The organism is Pseudomonas prosekii (genome assembly GCF_900105155.1).
Taxonomy (GTDB): Bacteria; Pseudomonadota; Gammaproteobacteria; order Pseudomonadales; family Pseudomonadaceae; genus Aquipseudomonas; species Aquipseudomonas prosekii.
In genome coordinates, this window is sequence record NZ_LT629762.1 from 3,508,449 (window position 1) to 3,527,500 (window position 19,052).

The 19,052-nt window shown below is 59.2% G+C and carries 20 protein-coding genes (1 of these 20 only partly in view); 10 read left to right on the forward strand and 10 right to left on the reverse strand.

The window, feature by feature from the left end; genetic code table 11:
* The first annotated feature begins 45 nt into the window (after positions 1–45).
* Positions 46–1,527: an anthranilate synthase component I gene (trpE, locus tag BLU01_RS15850; protein WP_092277331.1), complete on the forward strand. Its 1,482-nt coding sequence runs from the start codon at positions 46–48 to the stop codon at positions 1,525–1,527.
* Positions 1,528–1,775: 248 nt separating this feature from the next.
* Here the strand turns inward: trpE and estP are convergent, their stop codons facing one another.
* Positions 1,776–3,686 (reverse strand): esterase EstP, encoded by a 1,911-nt coding sequence (gene estP / locus BLU01_RS15855; protein ID WP_092277334.1) that lies wholly within the window; start codon positions 3,684–3,686, stop codon positions 1,776–1,778.
* A 404-nt stretch (positions 3,687–4,090) separates the two neighbouring features.
* Here estP and BLU01_RS15860 point away from each other — a divergent pair, with 404 nt between their 5' ends.
* From BLU01_RS15860 to BLU01_RS15875, 4 genes are all read left to right on the forward strand, one after another.
* Positions 4,091–4,684, forward strand: a complete 594-nt coding sequence (locus BLU01_RS15860; RefSeq protein ID WP_092277337.1) for an aminodeoxychorismate/anthranilate synthase component II — start codon at positions 4,091–4,093, stop codon at positions 4,682–4,684.
* Positions 4,685–4,693: 9 nt separating this feature from the next.
* The gene (gene trpD, locus BLU01_RS15865; RefSeq protein ID WP_092277340.1) at positions 4,694–5,743 is read left to right on the forward strand and encodes an anthranilate phosphoribosyltransferase; all 1,050 of its coding nucleotides are present in this window, start codon (positions 4,694–4,696) and stop codon (positions 5,741–5,743) included.
* On the forward strand, positions 5,740–6,576 hold the full coding sequence (gene trpC, locus BLU01_RS15870; protein WP_092277343.1) for an indole-3-glycerol phosphate synthase TrpC: 837 nt from the start codon (positions 5,740–5,742) through the stop codon (positions 6,574–6,576). Before trpD ends, trpC begins: the two co-directional genes overlap by 4 nt.
* Before the next feature lie 129 nt (positions 6,577–6,705).
* Complete coding sequence (locus BLU01_RS15875) at positions 6,706–7,407, forward strand: lipoate--protein ligase family protein (protein ID WP_092277346.1); 702 nt, start codon at positions 6,706–6,708, stop codon at positions 7,405–7,407.
* Here the strand turns inward: BLU01_RS15875 and crp are convergent.
* Positions 7,404–8,048, reverse strand: a complete 645-nt coding sequence (crp, locus tag BLU01_RS15880) for a cAMP-activated global transcriptional regulator CRP (RefSeq protein WP_092277349.1) — start codon at positions 8,046–8,048, stop codon at positions 7,404–7,406. The genes BLU01_RS15875 and crp overlap by 4 nt on opposite strands.
* A 249-nt stretch (positions 8,049–8,297) precedes the next feature.
* On the opposite strand from crp, the gene BLU01_RS15885 reads away from it, so the two are divergent.
* A complete protein-coding gene (locus tag BLU01_RS15885) occupies positions 8,298–8,720 on the forward strand; it encodes an OsmC family protein (protein ID WP_092277352.1) in 423 nt (140 codons plus the stop codon).
* Positions 8,721–8,959: 239 nt separating this feature from the next.
* Complete coding sequence (speD, locus tag BLU01_RS15890) at positions 8,960–9,754, forward strand: adenosylmethionine decarboxylase (protein ID WP_092277355.1); 795 nt, start codon at positions 8,960–8,962, stop codon at positions 9,752–9,754.
* A gap of 77 nt (positions 9,755–9,831) precedes the next feature.
* Here speD and coq7 read toward each other — a convergent pair whose 3' ends face one another.
* From coq7 to hemJ, 6 genes are all read right to left on the reverse strand, one after another.
* Positions 9,832–10,479, reverse strand: coding sequence for a 2-polyprenyl-3-methyl-6-methoxy-1,4-benzoquinone monooxygenase (gene coq7 / locus BLU01_RS15895; protein WP_092281630.1), 648 nt, complete (start codon positions 10,477–10,479; stop codon positions 9,832–9,834).
* 196 nt (positions 10,480–10,675) lie between these two features.
* Positions 10,676–11,014: a histidine triad nucleotide-binding protein gene (locus tag BLU01_RS15900; protein WP_092277358.1), complete on the reverse strand. Its 339-nt coding sequence runs from the start codon at positions 11,012–11,014 to the stop codon at positions 10,676–10,678.
* 80 nt (positions 11,015–11,094) lie between these two features.
* Positions 11,095–11,883, reverse strand: coding sequence for an SDR family NAD(P)-dependent oxidoreductase (locus BLU01_RS15905; protein WP_092277361.1), 789 nt, complete (start codon positions 11,881–11,883; stop codon positions 11,095–11,097).
* Between the two features lie 62 nt (positions 11,884–11,945).
* Positions 11,946–12,932 carry a DUF805 domain-containing protein gene (locus BLU01_RS15910; RefSeq protein WP_092277364.1) on the reverse strand — a complete coding sequence of 329 codons (987 nt, stop codon included), beginning with the start codon at positions 12,930–12,932 and terminating at the stop codon, positions 11,946–11,948.
* Positions 12,933–13,025: 93 nt separating this feature from the next.
* On the reverse strand, positions 13,026–13,994 hold the full coding sequence (locus tag BLU01_RS15915) for an NAD(P)H-dependent flavin oxidoreductase (RefSeq protein WP_092277367.1): 969 nt from the start codon (positions 13,992–13,994) through the stop codon (positions 13,026–13,028).
* 34 nt (positions 13,995–14,028) lie between these two features.
* Positions 14,029–14,457 carry a protoporphyrinogen oxidase HemJ gene (hemJ, locus tag BLU01_RS15920; RefSeq protein ID WP_092277370.1) on the reverse strand — a complete coding sequence of 143 codons (429 nt, stop codon included), beginning with the start codon at positions 14,455–14,457 and terminating at the stop codon, positions 14,029–14,031.
* Positions 14,458–14,592: 135 nt separating this feature from the next.
* On the opposite strand from hemJ, the gene argC reads away from it, so the two are divergent.
* Together argC and erpA are read left to right on the forward strand one after the other, a co-directional pair.
* Positions 14,593–15,627: an N-acetyl-gamma-glutamyl-phosphate reductase gene (gene argC, locus BLU01_RS15925; protein WP_092277373.1), complete on the forward strand. Its 1,035-nt coding sequence runs from the start codon at positions 14,593–14,595 to the stop codon at positions 15,625–15,627.
* A 168-nt stretch (positions 15,628–15,795) separates the two neighbouring features.
* A complete protein-coding gene (gene erpA / locus BLU01_RS15930; protein ID WP_007947969.1) occupies positions 15,796–16,146 on the forward strand; it encodes an iron-sulfur cluster insertion protein ErpA in 351 nt (116 codons plus the stop codon).
* A 111-nt stretch (positions 16,147–16,257) separates the two neighbouring features.
* Here erpA and BLU01_RS15935 read toward each other — a convergent pair whose 3' ends face one another.
* On the reverse strand, positions 16,258–17,349 hold the full coding sequence (locus BLU01_RS15935; RefSeq protein ID WP_092277376.1) for an anhydro-N-acetylmuramic acid kinase: 1,092 nt from the start codon (positions 17,347–17,349) through the stop codon (positions 16,258–16,260).
* A 3-nt stretch (positions 17,350–17,352) separates the two neighbouring features.
* The gene (locus BLU01_RS15940) at positions 17,353–18,771 is read right to left on the reverse strand and encodes a peptidoglycan DD-metalloendopeptidase family protein (protein WP_092277379.1); all 1,419 of its coding nucleotides are present in this window, start codon (positions 18,769–18,771) and stop codon (positions 17,353–17,355) included.
* 211 nt (positions 18,772–18,982) lie between these two features.
* On the opposite strand from BLU01_RS15940, the gene tyrS reads away from it, so the two are divergent.
* Positions 18,983–19,052 carry the start of a tyrosine--tRNA ligase gene (gene tyrS, locus BLU01_RS15945; RefSeq protein ID WP_092277382.1) on the forward strand. 1,130 nt of this gene lie beyond the right edge of the window, so only the first 70 of its 1,200 coding nucleotides appear in the window; its start codon is at positions 18,983–18,985; the stop codon falls past the right edge of the window.

Consider the following 19,052-nt stretch of genomic DNA (forward strand, 5'->3'; position numbering starts at 1 on the left):
GTTTGCATACCTGACCGTTAGACCCTCAAGCCACGAGGCTACCCCATGATCCGCGAAGAATTCCTGCGTTTGGCCGCTGCCGGCTATAACCGTATCCCGATGGCCTGCGAAACCCTGGCCGACTTCGACACACCGCTGTCGATCTACCTGAAACTGGCCGACGAGCCGAATTCCTATCTGCTGGAATCGGTGCAGGGCGGCGAAAAGTGGGGCCGTTATTCGATCATCGGCCTGCCGTGCCGCACGGTGTTGCGGGTCCACGATCATCAGATCAGCGTGACCCACGACGGCGTCGAGATCGAAAGCCTCGAAGCCGAAGATCCGCTGGCCTTCGTCGAAGAATTCAAAGCCCGTTACAACGTGCCGACCATCCCCGGCCTGCCGCGCTTCAATGGCGGTCTGGTGGGTTACTTCGGTTATGACTGCGTGCGTTATGTGGAGAAGCGTCTGGGCAAGTGCCCGAACCCGGACCCGCTGGGCGTGCCGGACATTCTGCTGATGGTTTCTGACGCAGTCGTGGTGTTCGACAACCTGGCCGGCAAGATGCACGCGATCGTTCTGGCTGATCCTGCGCAAGCCGATGCTTTCGAACAGGGTCAGGCACGCCTGGAGGAACTGCTGGAGAAACTGCGCCAGCCGATCACTCCGCGTCGCGGTCTGGACTTCAGCAAACAACAGTCGGCTGATCCGGTGTTCCGCTCGAGTTTCACCCAGGACGATTACGAAAAAGCCGTCGACACCATCAAGGAATACATTCTGGCCGGCGACTGCATGCAGGTTGTGCCGTCGCAGCGCATGTCGATCGACTTCAAGGCTGCGCCGATTGATCTGTACCGCGCGCTGCGTTGCTTCAACCCGACGCCTTATATGTACTTCTTCAACTTCGGTGACTTCCACGTCGTCGGCAGTTCGCCGGAAGTGCTGGTGCGGGTCGAAGACAACCTGATCACCGTGCGCCCGATTGCCGGCACCCGCCCACGCGGGGCCAACGAAGAGGCGGATGTCGCGCTGGAAAAGGACTTGCTGTCCGACGACAAGGAAATCGCCGAGCACTTGATGCTGATCGACCTTGGTCGTAACGACACCGGTCGCGTGTCGGAGATCGGTTCGGTGAAGCTCACCGAGAAGATGGTCATCGAGCGTTATTCCAACGTGATGCACATTGTTTCCAACGTCACCGGGCAATTGAAGGCCGGGCTGACGGCGATGGACGCGCTGCGGGCGATTCTGCCGGCGGGCACGTTGTCCGGCGCGCCGAAGATTCGCGCGATGGAAATCATCGACGAGCTGGAGCCGGTCAAGCGTGGCGTGTATGGCGGGGCGGTGGGTTATTTCGCGTGGAACGGCAACATGGACACCGCGATTGCGATCCGCACGGCGGTGATCAAGGACGGCGAACTGCACGTGCAGGCCGGTGGCGGCATCGTCGCCGACTCGGTGCCGGCGCTGGAATGGGAAGAAACCCTGAACAAACGCCGCGCGATGTTCCGTGCTGTAGCGCTGGCTGAGCAAACCCCGGACACCTGAGTAAACACAAATCCCTTGTGGGAGTGAGCTTTTGTGGCGAGGGGGCTTGCCCCCGTCGGGTCGCGAAGCGGCCCCCAGCATTCTTCCAGATTTATCTAGTCGTCTGGATTGGACTGCTGCGTAGCCGAACGGGGGCAAGCCCCCTCGCCACGACAGGCTACCTCGCCACAACATGTGTGTTGATCAGCCATAAAAAAACGCGGCGCCTGTGAGGGCGCCGCGTTTTTTATGGGCGGCTGTTTACCGGATCAGAAATCCAGACTTACCCCAACATTGACGCCTTGCTGAGTAAAGTCATCGTCCTTGCGAATGTCATAACTCGCCCGCAACGCCAAATCCTTGGTCAGGTTATGGCTCACGCCCAGATTCAACCGGTTCAAATTGGACTGCGGGGTGTAACCGGCCAACGTGTAGCGATTGTTCGGCAGGCTGTTGAGGTTCATCGTTACGTCTTGCGCGTCGTCGTTGTACTCACGCTCGTGGGCCAGTTCGCCGAACACCTGGGTTTGCGCAGTGATCTGGTATTTGCCTTGGATGCCCACGCCCAGACGCCGGGAAATGCGTGACTGATCATCGAAAGTCAGCGCCGTCGAGTTGGCGCCGTTCTCCGAATATCCATCGACTTCAACCTTGGCGAAATCCGCGCTCACGAACGGCGACAAGTGCCACGGGCTGCTCGCCAGTGGCGCGATGTCGTAACCGACGCGACCGCTGATGGCGACCACATAACCGTCGGTATCACCTTTCTCCGCGCGCTCATTCACGCCCAACTGGAATTTGCGCTTGAGGCTGTCGTAGTCCAGATGCCCGGCGGTCAACGCCGCGTCACCCCACCAGCGATTCTGCTGATATTGCGCAAACGCGGTGCCCAGGTAGGTGTTGAGCTTGTAGTCGGAATCGTGGTCGCCGGCCTCAAGTTTCTGATTGTAGAAACCCGCCGCCAGACCTACGCGCCAAGCGTCGTTGAGACGGTAACTGCCACCGATGTTGAGGTTGTAACCATTGCCGTCAGCACTGGCGCCGCTGCGTTGGCTGTCGAAATCCTGATGCTGGCCACCGCCGGCAACAATCGCCCGCCATTGGCCAACGCCTTGCCAGTTTTCCCAATCAGCCAGCCACTGGTTGCGCAGCGCATCCTGATGCGAGCGCAAAGTGCCTTGGGCCATTTCCGGCAGCAGCGTCGCTTCCCATGGCGCCGCCAGCAGCGAATAGGCGTAATCGGCGATCAGCCGCTGCCCGGCTTCGGTCGGGTGGACTGCGTCGTTGTAAATCAGCTTGGTCGGATCCGGCGTCAGGCCGTTGATGCCATATTGCGGGTTGGCCAGGCAACCGCTGCCGCTGAAGCAGGTCGCGCTGAGGTTCTGGTCAGTGGCCAAACCGAACTGGCCGGGATTGGCGAACGTCTCTTTGAGCAGCACCGGAATGTTCAGCGGAATGATGTTGGCGTTGACGCTTTGCAACTGGCTGACCAGTTCAGTGTTGAACTGGTTGCTGAGCTGCGAGGTGAACGATTGCAGCGGCGAACCATTGAAGGCCGGGGTGAACCCGATGTCCGGCAGCAGCCAGACCATGATGTAACGCGCGCCGGCCTGTTGCAGGGTTTGCACGCTGCTGACCAGACGATCCGCAGCGGCGCTGGCCTGCGGCAGACTGGTGACCCGGCCCTGAAGGAAATCGTTGCCGCCGCCCGACAGGTAATACAACGCGTTCGGGTCGGCGCGGAAGTTGTTCGACGGCAGGTAACCGGCGCGCGTGCGTTCGCCGGTGGCGGAGGTGCTGGTGATCGAATCGAGAATCTGGTCGGTGCGATAACCGCCGACCGCCCAGTTGTTGCCATCGGCCAGGCCTTGGTTGGCGCGTACTGCGGAGGATGACGAGGCGGTCTGATCCGCCGAGAAACCCAGTTTGCCGCCGAGAATTTGCGTGGAATTGAGCGAGCGCACTTCACCGCTGCCATCCAGATACACCGGGCCAATGCGGTTGGTGTAACGCTGGGTCGAGCCGGCAGGGCCGCCGGTGTCGGCAAACGTCCCGGCGTCGTTCAGGCTGTCGCCGAACACCACAAAGTTCGAATAAGGGGAGGGCGCCGCATACGCTTGGGCGCAAGCCATGGCGAGCAGGCAACTGGCGAGCGGTACAAACAACGTCTGTTTGATCATGTGCAAGTCCGTTTATTTATTGTTGTAGTGAACGAAACGACAGTACCAAAAACTTCCGGCCTTTTGCCATCTGTCGTGCAGCGCTGATTTGTTTCGCCACCCTTGGCGTGTGCCATATTGCACGCTCTGCCCAGCTAAGTTACTGTGCCGAGACGTATGAATGAGACCTTTCCCGTGTTGATCATCAGCAAACTCCTGGATCAAGTCATCAAGGCACACGCCCGCTGGCGTTGGCGCGCCTGAATTCTTTTGCCGGCCTCGCCGGACCTGTACCGCTTCGCCTTCTTTAACTGTTTGAATTGCCGCTTGGCTGGCGCACTCCAGCACCAGACAAAGCGCAGCGCGCTGCGGGCAATCATTCGAAGGCTGTCTTAAAAGTCAGTGAATTCAAGAGGTTCTTCGCCATGTTGCTGATGATCGATAACTACGACTCTTTTACTTACAACGTTGTGCAATACCTCGGTGAGCTGGGCTCCCAGGTCAAAGTCGTGCGCAACGATGAACTCACCATTGCCGAAATCGAAGCCCTCAACCCTGAGCGCATCGTCGTTTCCCCCGGTCCTTGCACGCCGACCGAAGCCGGCATCTCCATCGAAGCGATCAAGCACTTCGCCGGCAAACTGCCGATCCTCGGCGTGTGCCTCGGTCACCAGTCGATCGGCCAAGCCTTTGGCGGCGACGTGGTCCGCGCCCGTCAGGTCATGCACGGTAAGACTAGTCCGGTATTCCATGAGGACAAGGGTGTATTCGCAGGCTTGAATCATCCGCTGACGGTTACCCGCTACCACTCTCTGATCGTCAAGCACGACACTCTGCCCGATTGCCTCGAACTGACTGCCTGGACCCAACTCGAAGACGGTTCGGTCGACGAGATCATGGGCCTGCGCCACAAGACGCTGAACATCGAAGGTGTGCAATTTCACCCGGAATCAATCCTCACCGAGCAGGGCCACGAGCTGTTCGCAAACTTCCTCAAACAAACCGGCGGCACGCGCTAAGGACTTTTCATGAACATCAAGACAGCCCTGAGCCGTATCGTCGATCACCTCGACCTCAGCACCGATGAAATGCGCGACGTGATGCGCGAAATCATGACCGGGCAATGCACCGACGCGCAGGTTGGCGCGTTCATGATGGCCATGCGCATGAAGAGCGAAAGCATCGACGAGATCGTCGGCGCGGTGTCGGTCATGCGTGAGCTGGCGGACAAAGTCGAACTCAAGACCCTCGACGGCGTCGTCGATGTGGTCGGCACCGGCGGTGACGGTGCGAACATTTTCAACGTGTCGACCGCTTCTTCCTTCGTCGTCGCGGCAGCCGGTTGCACGGTGGCCAAGCACGGTAACCGTGCGGTTTCGGGCAAAAGTGGCAGTGCCGATTTGCTCGAAGCCGCCGGGATCTACCTGAACCTGACGCCGGTGCAGGTCGCGCGTTGCATCGATAACGTCGGCATCGGTTTCATGTTTGCCCAGACTCACCACAGCGCGATGAAGTACGCCGCCGGTCCGCGCAAGGACTTGGGCCTGCGCACCCTGTTCAACATGCTCGGCCCGCTTACGAATCCGGCCGGCGTGAAACATCAGGTGGTCGGCGTGTTCAACCCGGCGCTGTGCCGGCCATTGGCCGAAGTCTTGCAGCGCATGGGCAGCAAACATGTGTTGGTGGTGCATTCGAAGGATGGCCTCGACGAATTCAGCCTCGCCGCACCGACCTTTGTCGCTGAGTTGAAGAACGACCAGATCACCGAATATTGGGTCGAACCGGAAGACCTCGGCATGAAGAGCCAGAGCCTGCACGGTCTGTCGGTCGAAAGCCCGGCCGCTTCACTGGAATTGATCCGCGATGCCTTGGGCAAACGCAAGACCGAGAACGGCCAGAAAGCCGCCGAGATGATTGTGCTCAATGCCGGTGCCGCGCTGTATGCCGCGGACCACGCAAGCAGTTTGAAAGAGGGCGTTGCCCTGGCGCACGACGCGCTGCACACCGGCCTCGCTCGGGAGAAACTCGAGGAGCTGGGTGCGTTTACCGCGGTATTTCGAGTGGAGAATGAGGGATGAGTGTACCGACGGTTCTGGAAAACATTCTGGCCCGCAAGGTCCAGGAAGTTGCCGAGCGTAGCGCCCGTGTCAGCCTGGCCGAGTTGGAGAACCTGGCCAGGGCTGCCGATGCCCCGCGTGGTTTCGCCCAGGCGCTGATCGCTCAAGCCAAGCTCAAGCAGCCGGCGGTGATTGCCGAAATCAAGAAAGCCTCGCCGAGCAAAGGGGTGATCCGCGAGAACTTCGTGCCCGCCGACCTCGCCAAGAGCTACGAGAAGGGCGGCGCGACGTGCCTCTCGGTGCTCACCGATATCGATTACTTCCAGGGCGCCGACGCCTACCTGCAACAGGCCCGCGCGGCGTGCAAACTGCCGGTGATCCGCAAGGACTTCATGATCGATCCGTACCAGATCATCGAGTCCCGTGCGCTCGGCGCTGATTGCGTGCTGTTGATCGTCTCCGCACTCGACGACGTGAAAATGGCCGAGCTGGCCGCCGTGGCGAAAAGTGTCGGCCTCGATGTGTTGGTGGAAGTGCACGATGGCGACGAACTGGAGCGCGCGTTGAAAACCCTCGACACGCCGTTGGTGGGCGTGAACAACCGCAACCTGCACACCTTCGATGTCAACCTCGAAACCACCCTCGACCTGTTGCCGCGCATTCCGCGTGACCGTTTGGTGATTACCGAGAGCGGGATTTTCAACCGCGCCGATGTCGAGCTGATGGAAATCAGCGACGTGTACGCGTTCCTGGTCGGCGAAGCGTTCATGCGCGCCGAAAGCCCGGGCACCGAACTGCAGCGTTTGTTCTTCCCGGAACGCGGCAGTGTGGTGAGTGGTTCGACGCTCGACTGATAAAAGCATCGCGAGCAAGCTCGCTCTTACAGGGGATCTTCGTTGAACATGCGATCCAGTGTGGGAGCGAGCTTGCTCGCGATGACGGCATAAGACGCACCCTAGACTTAACGTCCGACGGAATACCTTATGACCCTGATTACCTCGCTGACCATCGAAGCCGGCCTGCAAGCCGAACAGGATCTGCTCGCTTCGGTGTGCGCCGGCGACTCGGATTTTGCTCTGCTGTTCTGGCAACCCAGCGACCGCGCACTGGTTATGCCGCGTCGCTTGAGCCGTTTGCCGCTGTTCGAATCTGCGTGTGAAGTATCAGCCGCCGCCGGTTGGCCAGTGCTACTGCGCGAAACCGGTGGTGAACCCGTTCCGCAATCGGCCGCCACCGTCAACATCGCCCTGGTCTACGCGGCGCCGCGCAGCGAAGGCGACCAGAATCGCATCGAAACCGCTTACCGCCGACTCTGCGATCCGATTTGTCAGCTGCTGGATGAGTTGGGCGGCGTCGCGTCGCTGGGCGAAATCGAAGGCGCATTCTGTGATGGCCGATTCAACGTCAATCTTGATCGGCGCAAGATGGTCGGCACCGCTCAGCGCTGGCGCCAGAGCAAGGGCGGAACGCGGCCGGTCGGTCTGGTGCACGGAGCTTTGTTGCTGGATAACGAACGGGACTCGATGGTGGCGGCGGTCAATCGCTTCAATCAAGCCTGCGGCCTCGAGCAGCGAGTGCGCGCCGAAAGCCACATTGCGCTGCATGAGAAGTTCGCCGCGCCGGATGCGCTGGAGCGTCTCGACGCGTTGTATCGCCAGTTGCTGGCGCAGATGTTCAGCGCTTAACGCGTGCCGAAGACCACCATGGTCTTGCCTTTGACATCCACCAGGTTGCGTTCCTCAAGATCCTTGAGGACGCGACCGACCATCTCGCGTGAACACCCGACAATCCGTCCGATTTCCTGACGCGTGACTTTGATCTGCATGCCGTCCGGGTGAGTCATGGCGTCCGGTTGCTTGCACAGCTCCAGCAGGCAACGGGCGACACGTCCGGTGACATCAAAGAAAGCCAGGTCGCCGACCTTGCGCGTGGTGTTGCGCAGGCGTTGTGCGATTTGTCCGCTAAGCACGTAAAGAATGTCCGGATCTATCAGGGACAGTTCGCGAAACTTGGCGTAGCTGATTTCCGCAACTTCGCATTCAACCTTGGCGCGCACCCAAGCGCTGCGTTGCTGTTCCAGGCCAGCCTGTTCGAACAAACCCAACTCACCGAAAAAGTCCCCGGCGTTCAGGTACGAGATGATCATCTCGCGCCCGTCGTCGTCCTCGATCAGGATGGTGACCGAGCCCTTGATGATGAAGAACAGGCTTTCAGAGCGGTCGCCAGCGCAGATGATGTTGCTCTTGGCCGCGTAACGACGGCGCTGGCAATGCATCAACAGTTTGTCGAGGTTCTTGATTTTGGGTGTGGGGGTAATAGCAACCATGGTTGTATCCCGAAAAGACTGCACGGTGTTTTAGTGTTTTTGTGGGAGCGGGCGAAGCCTGCGATTTTTTCATTCGCTTGATAGCTGGCTATGCGCCAGTGAATTGGCGCCAGCTTAACAGACACATTCGCTCATGATTCGAGAATTTGCCTACAAGCTCGGCACATCGGTCCGAGGACGCGCGAGCGCTGTGCGGGCGGGGCCCTGTGCTAAGCTGGCGACCCTTTTTTATACAGTGGAGTCTTGGCGATGAAGGCACGCATCCAATGGGCTGGCGAAGCCATGTTCCTCGGCGAATCCGGCAGTGGTCACGTGGTAGTCATGGATGGCCCGCCCGACGCCGGCGGCCGCAATCTGGGTGTACGCCCGATGGAAATGCTCCTGCTGGGTGTCGGCGGTTGCAGCAATTTCGATGTGGTCAGCATTCTCAAGAAATCCCGTCAGGCGGTCGAGAGCTGCGAAGCCTTCCTCGAAGCCGAGCGCGCGAGCGAAGACCCGAAGGTGTTCACCAAGATTCACATGCACTTCGTGGTCAAGGGCCGTGGCTTGAAAGAAGCTCAGGTCAAACGGGCCATTGAACTCTCCGCCGAGAAATATTGCTCGGCCTCGATCATGCTCGGCGCGGCTGGCGTGGCCATTACGCACGACTACGAAATCATCGAACTGGGTTGAATCGACATTCAACTATCATAAAAGCAGTGCAGACTCTGGCGATCCCCAGCTGACGTCTGCATAATGCGCCACTTTTTTCAGGGTCGTGGCCCGTCACCCCGACAGGTCCCGCGCCCGAACAGACAACCAAAATCGCCATCGCGAAGAGGTGTTAACCGTCCTACGCAGGTGCGTTGTTCGCATCTGACGGGCATGCTTGATCACGCGGCCGGGCCGCAATACATAGAGAGTTTTTAACGGTGAAAAGCAAACTCAAGCTCCACGGGTTCAATAACCTGACAAAGACCTTGAGCTTCAACATCTATGACATCTGCTACGCGGAAACTCCGCAAGACCAGCAGGCTTACGTCGAGTACATCAATGAAGAGTACAACGCGAAACGCCTGACGCAGATCCTCACGGAAGTTGTCGATATCATTGGTGCCAACATCCTGAACATTGCCAGTCAGGACTATGATCCACAGGGCGCCAGCGTCACGATTCTGATCTCTGAAGAGCCGGTCACGCCGACCGACAGCCAGATCGAAGAGTCTCCGGGCCCGCTGCCGGAAATTATCCTGGCCCACCTCGACAAGAGCCACATCACGGTGCACACCTATCCGGAAATCCATCCGGTGGACGGTATTGCAACATTCCGTGTGGACATTGACGTGTCGACCTGCGGCGTCATTTCACCGCTTAAAGCGCTCAACTTCCTGATTCACCAGTTCGATTCGGACATCGTGACCGTGGATTACCGCGTGCGCGGTTTCACCCGTGACGTTGAAGGCAAAAAGCACTTCATCGATCACGAGATCAACTCGATCCAGAACTACCTTTCCGAAGACACCCGCGACAGTTACCAGATGACTGACGTGAACGTTTACCAGGAAAACCTGTTCCACACCAAAATGCTGTTGAAGAACTTCGAACTGGACGATTACCTGTTCGGCGACGCGACCAACAGCCTGTCATCCGAGCAACGCGCCCAGGTGACCGACCGTGTGAAACACGAAATGCTGGAAATCTTCTACGCGCGCAATATGCCGACTTAAGATTTTCGAGCACAAAAAAAGGCGACTACCTCACGGCAGTCGCCTTTTTTATGGCTTGTGGGAGCAAAGCCCGGCGGTCAGATCCGGTAGGTGCTCTTGGTCATCACCTTGGCCAACAAGCTCATCCCGAACTTCACCGGTGCCGGGAAGCGAAAACCACCGGCATCCAACGCGCTTTCCGCGTGGTGTTCTTCATCGATGCGCATCTGCTCGAGAATCGCCCGGGACTTTTCATCCTCGGCCGGCAGTTGCTCCAGGTGTTCATTCAAGTGCTTACACACTTGATGCTCGGTCGCCGCGACAAATCCAAGGCTGACTTTATCGCTGATCAACCCGGCAACGGCGCCGATGCCGAACGACATGCCATAAAACAGTGGATTGAGAATGCTGGTATGGCTGCCCAACTGGTGAATGCGTTGTTCGCACCACACCAGATGATCGATTTCTTCTTCAGCGGCATGTTCCATGGCGGCGCGCACTTGCGGCAGCTTGGCGGTCAGGGCCTGGCCCTGATACAGCGCCTGGGCGCAGACTTCGCCGGTATGGTTGATGCGCATCAGGCCGGCAACGTGCCGGGTGTCTTCGTCGCTCATTTGCACTTCGGGCTGCACGATGGCGGGCGACGGGCGATAGGGCTGGCCACTGAAGGGCAGCAAAGTGCGCATCGCGGCATCGGCTTGCAGCAGAAGACGATCAATTGGCGAGTAGTGACGCTGGGTAGTCATGCTGATCTCCGGTGGAATCTCGGCGGCCAGTTTAACTGAATCGGCCGGGTAAGGATTGCGCTGGGTCATTTGTGGCAATCACCACGAACCTGTAGGAGCGAGGCTTGCCCGCGAATGGCCTCATGCGGTCATTTGGATCGACCGCGTGATCGTTCTTCGCGGGCAAGCCTTGCTCCTACAGGGGCAGGGCGGTGAATCAGCCCGGTGGCCAGGTCATCTGGCGCTGTCCCAGCACGTGCATATGAATGTGATAGACCGTCTGCCCACCAAGTTCATTGCAATTCATGACCACGCGGAAGCCTTCTTCGCAGCCCAGTTCCAGCGCCAGGCGTTGGGCAGTGAACAGGATGTGCCCAGCCAGCGCCTTGTCGTCTTCGGTCAGGTCATTGAGGGTGCGCACCGGTTTTTTCGGGATGACCAGAAAATGCACCGGGGCCTGTGGGGCGATGTCGTGGAAGGCCAGAACCTGGTCGTCCTCGTAGATGATCTTGGCCGGGATTTCCCGGTTGATGATCTTGGTGAACAGAGTATCCACAGCTGTTTTCTCCGTTGTTTGGGCTGGCCCGAGTGTAACCATGGGGTAGACCGGAGCCCAGCCTTTTACCTGTTTGAGCTTCAGCGCGGGCAATGGGACTTGTTGACCATGCCGGCGATGGTCCGGGTCAGCCACCGTGAGCCGAAGCGCGGCAGGCAGGTGATCCAGCGATTACGCCGGCCCGGAATAATGATCGCGCGGTTCTTTTCCAGTGCGCGAACGGTATACAGCGCCACTTCTTCCGGGCTCATCAGCGCTCGACTGTTGTTGACCTTGGCCGTGTCCAGTTGCGCCGTGCGAAAAAACGCCGTACGCGTCGGGCCTGGGCACAACACCGAAACCTTGACCGCGCATTTCTTCAGCTCGACGCGCAAGCCTTCGGAAAAATGCAACACGTAAGCCTTGCTCGCGTAGTAGGTGCTCATCCACGGGCCGGGCTGGAAGGCCGCCACTGAGGCGACATTCAGAATCTGCCCGCCGCCCTGCAACGCCATGCTGTTGCCAATCGCGTGGCACAGGCGCGTGAGCGCGAGGATGTTGACTTCGATCAGGTCCTGCTCGGTCATCCAGTCCTGCGCCAGAAACGGTCCGCAGGTGCCGATGCCGGCGCAGTTGACCAGCAGATCAATCTGCCGATCACCTTCTTCCAGTTCCAGCAAAAACCCGGAGAGCCGTAACGGTTCGCCGAGGTCGCAGGCGCGGAACAACACTTCCACGCCAAAACGCTGAGTCAGTTCAATCGCAATACTTTCCAGCTGATCACGTTGTCGGGCCACCAGAATCAGGCTGCGGCCGCGCCGGGCCAGCGCTTCGGCCATCGCCAGGCCGATGCCGCTGGAAGCGCCAGTGATCAGAGCGTAACGGGTCATGCAGTTCTCCATCGCAACAGCTCCGCGCCCGCGACGCAGGTGTCACGGGCGGGGAGCGCTGTTCATTCTTGCGCAGAGTCTACAGGGGGCTGGGCTTCTTCGGCTGCATCCGCTGCGTCGTCGGCCGAATTTGGTGCCTCTTCAGCCTCGTCGGCAGACTCGACTTCGACGTCATCGGTAATCACCGTGCTGCTGTCGTAGCTGGTTTCGGCAGCCGTTTCGTACTCTTGCTGCAGCGCCGTGATGCCGCCGGCCAGTGCGCCAACGAAGATCAGCGCGATAAATGCCAGCCACAACCAGGCCAGAACCTTGACCACTGTGCTGTTCGGCGGCGGCGGCGGGCCGTACTGGTTGGCCGTGGTGTTGCCGGGAACCACCATGATCACGAACGGGAAGAAGCTGCCCACGAACGGCACGAGGTTGATCAGCCACAACCAGCCCGACCAGCCAATGTCGTGCAAGCGCTGAACGCTGAACTGAATGCTGATGACCGCCAGCACCAGCAGCAGGATAAACAGCAGCAGCCCACCGAGAATCAGCCCGGCAGTCGAGTCCGCGCCAATCAGCGCGATGCCGAAAATCGCCAGAACCGAACCGATGCCCAGCGTTACCAGGGTCAGCGCCATCGTCCATGCGAGGAAACGTACACGACCGATGCGGCCGGTAAAGCTGAAGGGGCGTAGTGTGGCGAATGCCGGCACGGCCTCACCGACGGTAGCCCGTGGTGGCGCATAAGGCGATTCCGGGTCGGCCGGCGCCTTGTGCAGACTGACCGGCGCATGTTCAGGAACATCGGCCAGGTTCAGCTCGATCGCTGGTTCGGCTTCGATGCGCGCGTCGATCCCGGTTTTTCTCAGTGCCTGCAGGTAAGTTTGTGCGTCGAGTTGTGACAAGTCGCGTTTGAGCGCAACTGTGCGCCCAGTGAACAGTCGTTCGATGGCCGCGACTTCACTTTTGAACAGGTCGGCGAGGTTGAGTTTGGCTGTGCTGAGGTCAACGCCCGGCAGCAGGGTGCCGTCAAAGACGATCTTGTAACGGTTGTCGCTCATGTCCGGGGCATCCTTGTCACGCAATTTTGGAAAGTGGGGTGTGACGGTCGAGCAGTGTACGGCCAGCCGCGAGTGGCTGGCCAAGTTTTACCGCTAGCGTGGCCAGCGTTGCGGCAGCTGAGCAGCGCGTTCCAGCGCCTGGCGATACTCCGCGTCGAGGCGTGCGACCAATTCGTCGACGCTCGGCAAATCATGGATGTCACCAACACCTTGGCCGGCTGACCACACGGTCTTCCAGGCTTTGGCTTCGTCGCTCAACGGTTTCAATTTGGAGCCGAAATTCACTTCACCCTTGCCTTGCAGCGCTGCCATATCAAAACCGGCCGCTTCCAGGCTCTGGCGCATGAAACTCGCCGGAACCCCCGACACCGCAGGAGTATGGACGATGTCTGCCGCATTGGATGTCAGCAACATCTGCTTGTAGGCGTCAGGTGCATGACTTTCGGTGGTGCCGATAAATCGCGTTCCGAAGTAGGCCAAATCCGCGCCGAGCAATTGTGCCGCAAGCACTTCGTGGCCATGGTTCAGACAGCCGGCCAGCAGTAACGTTTTGTCGAAGAACTGGCGAATCTCGGCGATCAGCGAGAACGGGCTCCAGGTCCCGGCGTGACCACCAGCCCCGGCAGCCACGGCGATCAGCCCATCGACGCCGGCCTCGGCAGCTTTCTCGGCATGACGGCGGGTCGTTACGTCGTGAAACACCAGGCCGCCATAACTGTGCACCGCGTCCACCAGTTCTTTCACGGCGCCGAGGCTGGTGATGACGATCGGCACTTTGTGTTCGATACAGATCTGCAGATCCGCTTGCAGGCGCGGATTACTGTTGTGGACGATCAGGTTCACCGCGTAAGGCGCCGGGTTTTCCAAGGTCGCCAACCCGGCTTCGATCTCTTCCAGCCAGGCCTTGAAGCCACTGCTTTCGCGTTGGTTCAACGCAGGGAAGCTGCCGACCACGCCATTACGGCAGCAGGCCAGCACCAACTGCGGATTGGAAATCAGGAACATCGGCGCGACCACCACGGGCAAACGCAAACGTTGTTCGAGCAGAGCGGGCAGCGACATTGGAAGTACCCCGGTTAATTGCGGCTGATTGAGTTTAGAACGGCTTGACCACGACCAAAATTACGATAGCCAGCAATATCAGAACCGGCACCTCATTGAACCAGCGATAAAAGACATGGCTGCGGGTGTTTTCGCCACGGGCAAAACGTTTTACCTGCGCGCCGCACATGTGGTGGTAGCCGATAAGAAGGACCACCAGGGTCAACTTGGCGTGAATCCACGCACCGCTGCTGAAGATGCTCGGGTTGAGGTAGATGAGAGCGCCGCCAAAGATCAGCGTGGCCATCATCGCCGGGCCCATGATGCCGCGGTACAACTTGCGCTCCATGAGGCTGAAGCGTTCCTTGCTGACGGTGTCTTCACTTTGCGCGTGGTAGACGAACAGGCGCGGCAGGTAAAACAGGCCGGCAAACCAGCAGACCATGCTGATGATGTGAAGCGCTTTGATCCATAGATAGAGCATTTTTTAGTTATTCCCAGGTTCACGGTAGCGGGGATAGTAGAGGCTTGTGCCGCCGCGCGTCACCTTGACGGTTGTCGCAGGGCCGCGCGGCCCCTATTATCGACGGCTTTCCAGTGGTTCGTTGAGGGCAGGTTTATGGTCAAGGTCGGTATCGTCGGCGGCACGGGTTACACCGGTGTCGAACTGCTGCGTCTGTTGGCGCAGCATCCGCAAGCAGAAGTGGTGGTCATCACTTCCCGATCCGAGGCCGGTCTGGCCGTGGCTGATCTGTACCCAAACCTGCGCGGTCATTACGACGGCCTGGCGTTCAGCGTTCCGGACACCAAAACCCTGGGCGCCTGCGATGTGGTGTTCTTCGCCACGCCGCACGGTGTGGCGCACGCTTTGGCCGGTGAGTTGCTGGCGGCGGGCACCAAGGTCATCGACCTGTCGGCGGACTTTCGTCTGGATGACGCCGATGAGTGGGCCAAGTGGTACGGCCAGCCGCACGGTGCGCCGCAGTTGCTGGAAGAGGCGGTTTACGGTCTGCCGGAAGTCAATCGCGAGCAGATCAAGCAAGCGCGCCTGATCGCCGTGCCGGGTTGCTACCCGACCGCCACGCAATTGGGTTTCCTGCCGTTGCTTGAAGCAGGTCTGGCCGACACTTCGCGCCTGATCGCTGACTGCAAATCCGGCGTCAGCGGTGCCGGTCGTGGCGCGGCGGTGGGTTCTTTGTACGCCGAGACCTCGGAAAGCATGAAGGCCTACGCGGTGAAAGGTCACCGTCACCTGCCGGAAATTCGCCAGGGTCTGCGTCGCGCTTCGGGCAAGGATGTTGGCCTGACGTTCGTTCCGCACCTGACGCCGATGATTCGTGGCATCCACTCGACGCTTTACGCCACTGTGGTTGATCGTTCGGTGGATCTGCAGGCGCTGTTTGAAAAGCGTTATGCCAACGAACCGTTCGTCGATGTCATGCCGGCCGGCAGTCACCCGGAAACCCGCAGCGTACGCGGCGCGAATGTCTGCCGAATCGCCGTGCACCGTCCGCAGGATGGCGACCTGGTGGTGGTGTTGTCGGTGATCGATAACCTGGTCAAAGGCGCGTCGGGCCAAGCGGTGCAGAACATGAACATCCTGTTCGGCCTCGATGAGCGTTTTGGTCTGTCCCACGCGGGTATGTTGCCTTAAGGCTTTATCGCGCTACACAAGAAGGCGCGTGATTCGGGCCTTCTTGCATTTTGGTCTGACAATTAGATCGATTGATATACCGTAACAATAGTTGACCAATTTTCTAGGAGAAGCGGATAATGCGCGTCATCACGCATTATGGCGGCGTAACGCCGGGAGATAGTTAACATGAGCGTCGAATCCTTCACCCCCACGGCTTTGCAATTCACCCACGGTGCCGCGCACAAGGTGAAGAGCCTGGTCGATGAAGAGGGGAATGATCGCTTGAAGCTGCGCGTATTTGTTACGGGCGGTGGTTGTTCAGGTTTTCAGTACGGCTTCACCTTCGATGAAGAAGTGGCCGATGACGACACCATCGTCGAGCGCGAAGGTGTCAGTCTGGTCGTTGACCCGATGAGCTTCCAATACCTGGCAGGTGCCGAGGTGGATTACCAGGAAGGTCTGGAAGGTTCGCGGTTCGTGATCAAGAATCCGAACGCCAGCACCACCTGTGGTTGCGGTTCGTCGTTCTCGATCTGATCCGCGTTACCGCAACAAAAAACGCCGCATGGCTTAAAAGCTCTGCGGCGTTTTGCTGTCCGGGATTAGCGATGGCCAGGATTCTTTATGACCAGGATCCTTTATGAAGAGCTACGCGGGATAGATCGCGCCAAGGATGCGCAAGCCGCGCGCGCCGGTGACGCTCGGGCGGTTGGCGGCGATGCCTTCGAGGCAGCAATGCGCCAGCCACGCGAACGCCATCGCTTCGACCCAGTCCGGATCAACGCCGTACGCGGCAGTGCTGCTGACCTTGGCGTTCGGCAACAGGCTCGCCAAACGCGCCATCAGCGCAGCGTTGTGCGCGCCGCCACCACAGACCAGCAATTCTCGGGTGTTTGATTGAGCGCTTTGCAGTGACTCGATGATCGTCAGGGCGGTCAGTTCGAGCAGCGTTGCCTGCACGTCTTCGGCAGCGAAGGTCGGCAAGTGCGACAGGTGCTGCATCAGCCACGCCAGGTTGAACACTTCGCGGCCGGTGCTCTTCGGGCCTTTGGTTACGAAGAAGGGATCGCTCAACAATTCGCTCAGCAATGTCGGCTCAATCTTGCCGCTGGCCGCCCATTGACCGTCGCGATCAAAGTTGTCGCCGCGTTGCTGGTAAATCCAGGCATCGAGCAAGACATTACCCGGACCGCAGTCAAAACCGGCGACCGCTTTGCCCGGTTCGATCAAGCTCAGATTGCTGAAACCGCCCACGTTCAATACCGCACGATTGCCCGGCTGCTGTTCAAACAACGCTTCGTGGAAGGCTGGCACCAGCGGCGCGCCCTGGCCGCCGGCAGCGACGTCGCGGCTGCGGAAATCACTGACAACGGTAATGCCGGTCAGCTCGGTGAGCAGCGCGGGATTGCCGATTTGCACGGTAAAACCGCGCGCCGGTTCGTGGCGAATGGTCTGGCCGTGGCTGCCAATCGCGCGAATGTCTGCAGGTTTCAGGTGTTGTTGGTCGAGGAGGGCGTGAATGCCTTGCGCTGCCAGTGTCACCCAGTTCTGCTGGGCGATGGCGGAGCGGGCAATCTCGTCCGGGCCGCTGGCGCACAAGCCGAGCAGCTCGGCGCGCAGGGTGTCAGGCATGGGGATGTAGTGCGTGGCGATCAGCTTGATCGCCGAGGTCTGCTCGATCAGCGCAATGTCCAGGCCATCAAGGCTGGTCCCGGACATCACACCTATATAGAACGCCATGGCTTAGCGTTTGCTCGAGGCCAGCATGGTGGCCTTCTCTTGGTCCATCCGCGCCATCAATGGCTGACTTTGCGCGAGGAAACGTGAGCGCTCGCCTTTGGCAATCGGATCAGCCATCGGCAGCTTCTGGCCCAATGGGTCGACGTGGACGCCATTGACCTGGAACTCGTAGTGCAAGTGCGGGCCGGTCGACAGGCCAGTGGTGCCGATATAACCAATCACCTGACCCTGCTTGACGGAGCCGCCAGTCTTCACGTTTTTGGCGAAGCCTTGCATGTGACCGTACAGCGTGCGGTAGGTGTTGCCGTGCTGAATGATGATGGTGTTGCCATAACCGCCGCGACGGCCCGCCAATAACACTTTGCCGTCACCGGTTGCCTTGATTGGCGTACCGCGCGGCGCCGCGTAATCGACGCCTTTGTGCGCGCGGATCTTGTTCAGGATCGGGTGTTTGCGGCCCATGGAGAACTTCGAGCTGATGCGCGCGAAGTCTACCGGCGTGCGGATGAACGCCTTGCGCATGCTGTTGCCGTCAGCGGTGTAGTAGGCGCTGTTGCCTTGTTTGTTGGTGTAACGCACGGCGGTGTAGGTCTTGCCGCGGTTGGTGAAGCGCGCGGAGAGGATCGGGCCATTGCCGACGGCCTTGCCGTTGACGACTTTCTGTTCGTAGATCACGTCGAACTCGTCACCCTGGCGAATATCCTGAGCGAAGTCGACGTCGTAGCCAAACACGCTGGCCATGTCCATGGTCAGGCTGTGCGACAGGCCGGCGCGTGCAGCCGATTGCGACAGCGAACTGTTGATCACGCCATGTACATAAGCAGAGCGCACGGTCGGTTTGGCAGTGATGCGGTTGAACGCATAACCCTTGTCATTCTTCGACAGGGTGATGGTTTCGAGGTCGCTGACCTTGCTGTGCAGGCTGGTCAACTGGCCTTCCGGGCTCAGTTCGAATTCGAGTTTCTGGCCGCGCTTGAGCTGGCTGAACTGTTTGGCCTGCTTGTCGCTGGCCAATACTTCATGGACGAAAGCGGCTGGCAGGCCGACTTTTTCGAACAGCGTGGACAGGGTGTCACCTTTGCCGACAATCACTTCTTTGTGGTTGGGCGCTTTCGGCGGCTCGACCACTGGCGCGGGGGCGGCTTGAGCCGTGGCGGTAGGGTCTTCGGCGCTTTCTTCGATCTGCGCGAAAGGTGAAGCTTCCGGCTCATTTGTGGCTTGGACGGCTTCAGCGGCGTCTTGGTCTTGTGTCAGTTGTTCAGCAGGACTTTCCAGTTCAAGACTGAGCGTTGTCTTTTTGGCTTCAACATCACTGGAAGGGAATACCAGAAGAGCCAGGCTAAGAAGGGCGGCGATACCACTTGCGGCGAGCAGGTGGGTCTTCGGGTAAAGCGGCGGCGCTTTAGACGGTTTTGTGGTCATAGGTAATTTTTGACTTTGAAAAGATGAATTGGAAAAGATGAATGACATGATGAAGATGAAATAACTGTATAAAATATAACCAAATCATCCCTGAAGCAAGTCCGCGGACACTCTGCCGGCGGATTGGCGTCATTGCGCCGGCCAAACTTTGTATTTGACCCGTGATCTTGTATGGTTGGTTCCCTTTGAATTCGAGCCTTGCGGGTCTGTTATGAAGTCGGTTGAAGAGCAGCTAGCGCTGATCAAACGTGGTGCAGAAGAACTGTTGGTCGAGTCCGAGC

Coding starts and splice junctions, on each gene's coding strand:
- trpE (WP_092277331.1), top strand. CDS start 46: ATGATCCGCGAAGAATTCCTGCGTTTGGCCGCTGCCGGCTATAACCGT.
- estP (WP_092277334.1), bottom strand. CDS start 3,686: ATGATCAAACAGACGTTGTTTGTACCGCTCGCCAGTTGCCTGCTCGCC.
- BLU01_RS15940 (WP_092277379.1), bottom strand. CDS start 18,771: ATGACCACAAAACCGTCTAAAGCGCCGCCGCTTTACCCGAAGACCCAC.
- BLU01_RS15935 (WP_092277376.1), bottom strand. CDS start 17,349: ATGGCGTTCTATATAGGTGTGATGTCCGGGACCAGCCTTGATGGCCTG.
- trpC (WP_092277343.1), top strand. CDS start 5,740: ATGAGTGTACCGACGGTTCTGGAAAACATTCTGGCCCGCAAGGTCCAG.
- BLU01_RS15910 (WP_092277364.1), bottom strand. CDS start 12,932: ATGAGCGACAACCGTTACAAGATCGTCTTTGACGGCACCCTGCTGCCG.
- BLU01_RS15905 (WP_092277361.1), bottom strand. CDS start 11,883: ATGACCCGTTACGCTCTGATCACTGGCGCTTCCAGCGGCATCGGCCTG.
- BLU01_RS15860 (WP_092277337.1), top strand. CDS start 4,091: ATGTTGCTGATGATCGATAACTACGACTCTTTTACTTACAACGTTGTG.
- trpD (WP_092277340.1), top strand. CDS start 4,694: ATGAACATCAAGACAGCCCTGAGCCGTATCGTCGATCACCTCGACCTC.
- argC (WP_092277373.1), top strand. CDS start 14,593: ATGGTCAAGGTCGGTATCGTCGGCGGCACGGGTTACACCGGTGTCGAA.
- BLU01_RS15915 (WP_092277367.1), bottom strand. CDS start 13,994: ATGTCGCTGCCCGCTCTGCTCGAACAACGTTTGCGTTTGCCCGTGGTG.
- BLU01_RS15885 (WP_092277352.1), top strand. CDS start 8,298: ATGAAGGCACGCATCCAATGGGCTGGCGAAGCCATGTTCCTCGGCGAA.
- erpA (WP_007947969.1), top strand. CDS start 15,796: ATGAGCGTCGAATCCTTCACCCCCACGGCTTTGCAATTCACCCACGGT.
- BLU01_RS15875 (WP_092277346.1), top strand. CDS start 6,706: ATGACCCTGATTACCTCGCTGACCATCGAAGCCGGCCTGCAAGCCGAA.
- hemJ (WP_092277370.1), bottom strand. CDS start 14,457: ATGCTCTATCTATGGATCAAAGCGCTTCACATCATCAGCATGGTCTGC.
- crp (WP_092277349.1), bottom strand. CDS start 8,048: ATGGTTGCTATTACCCCCACACCCAAAATCAAGAACCTCGACAAACTG.
- coq7 (WP_092281630.1), bottom strand. CDS start 10,479: ATGACTACCCAGCGTCACTACTCGCCAATTGATCGTCTTCTGCTGCAA.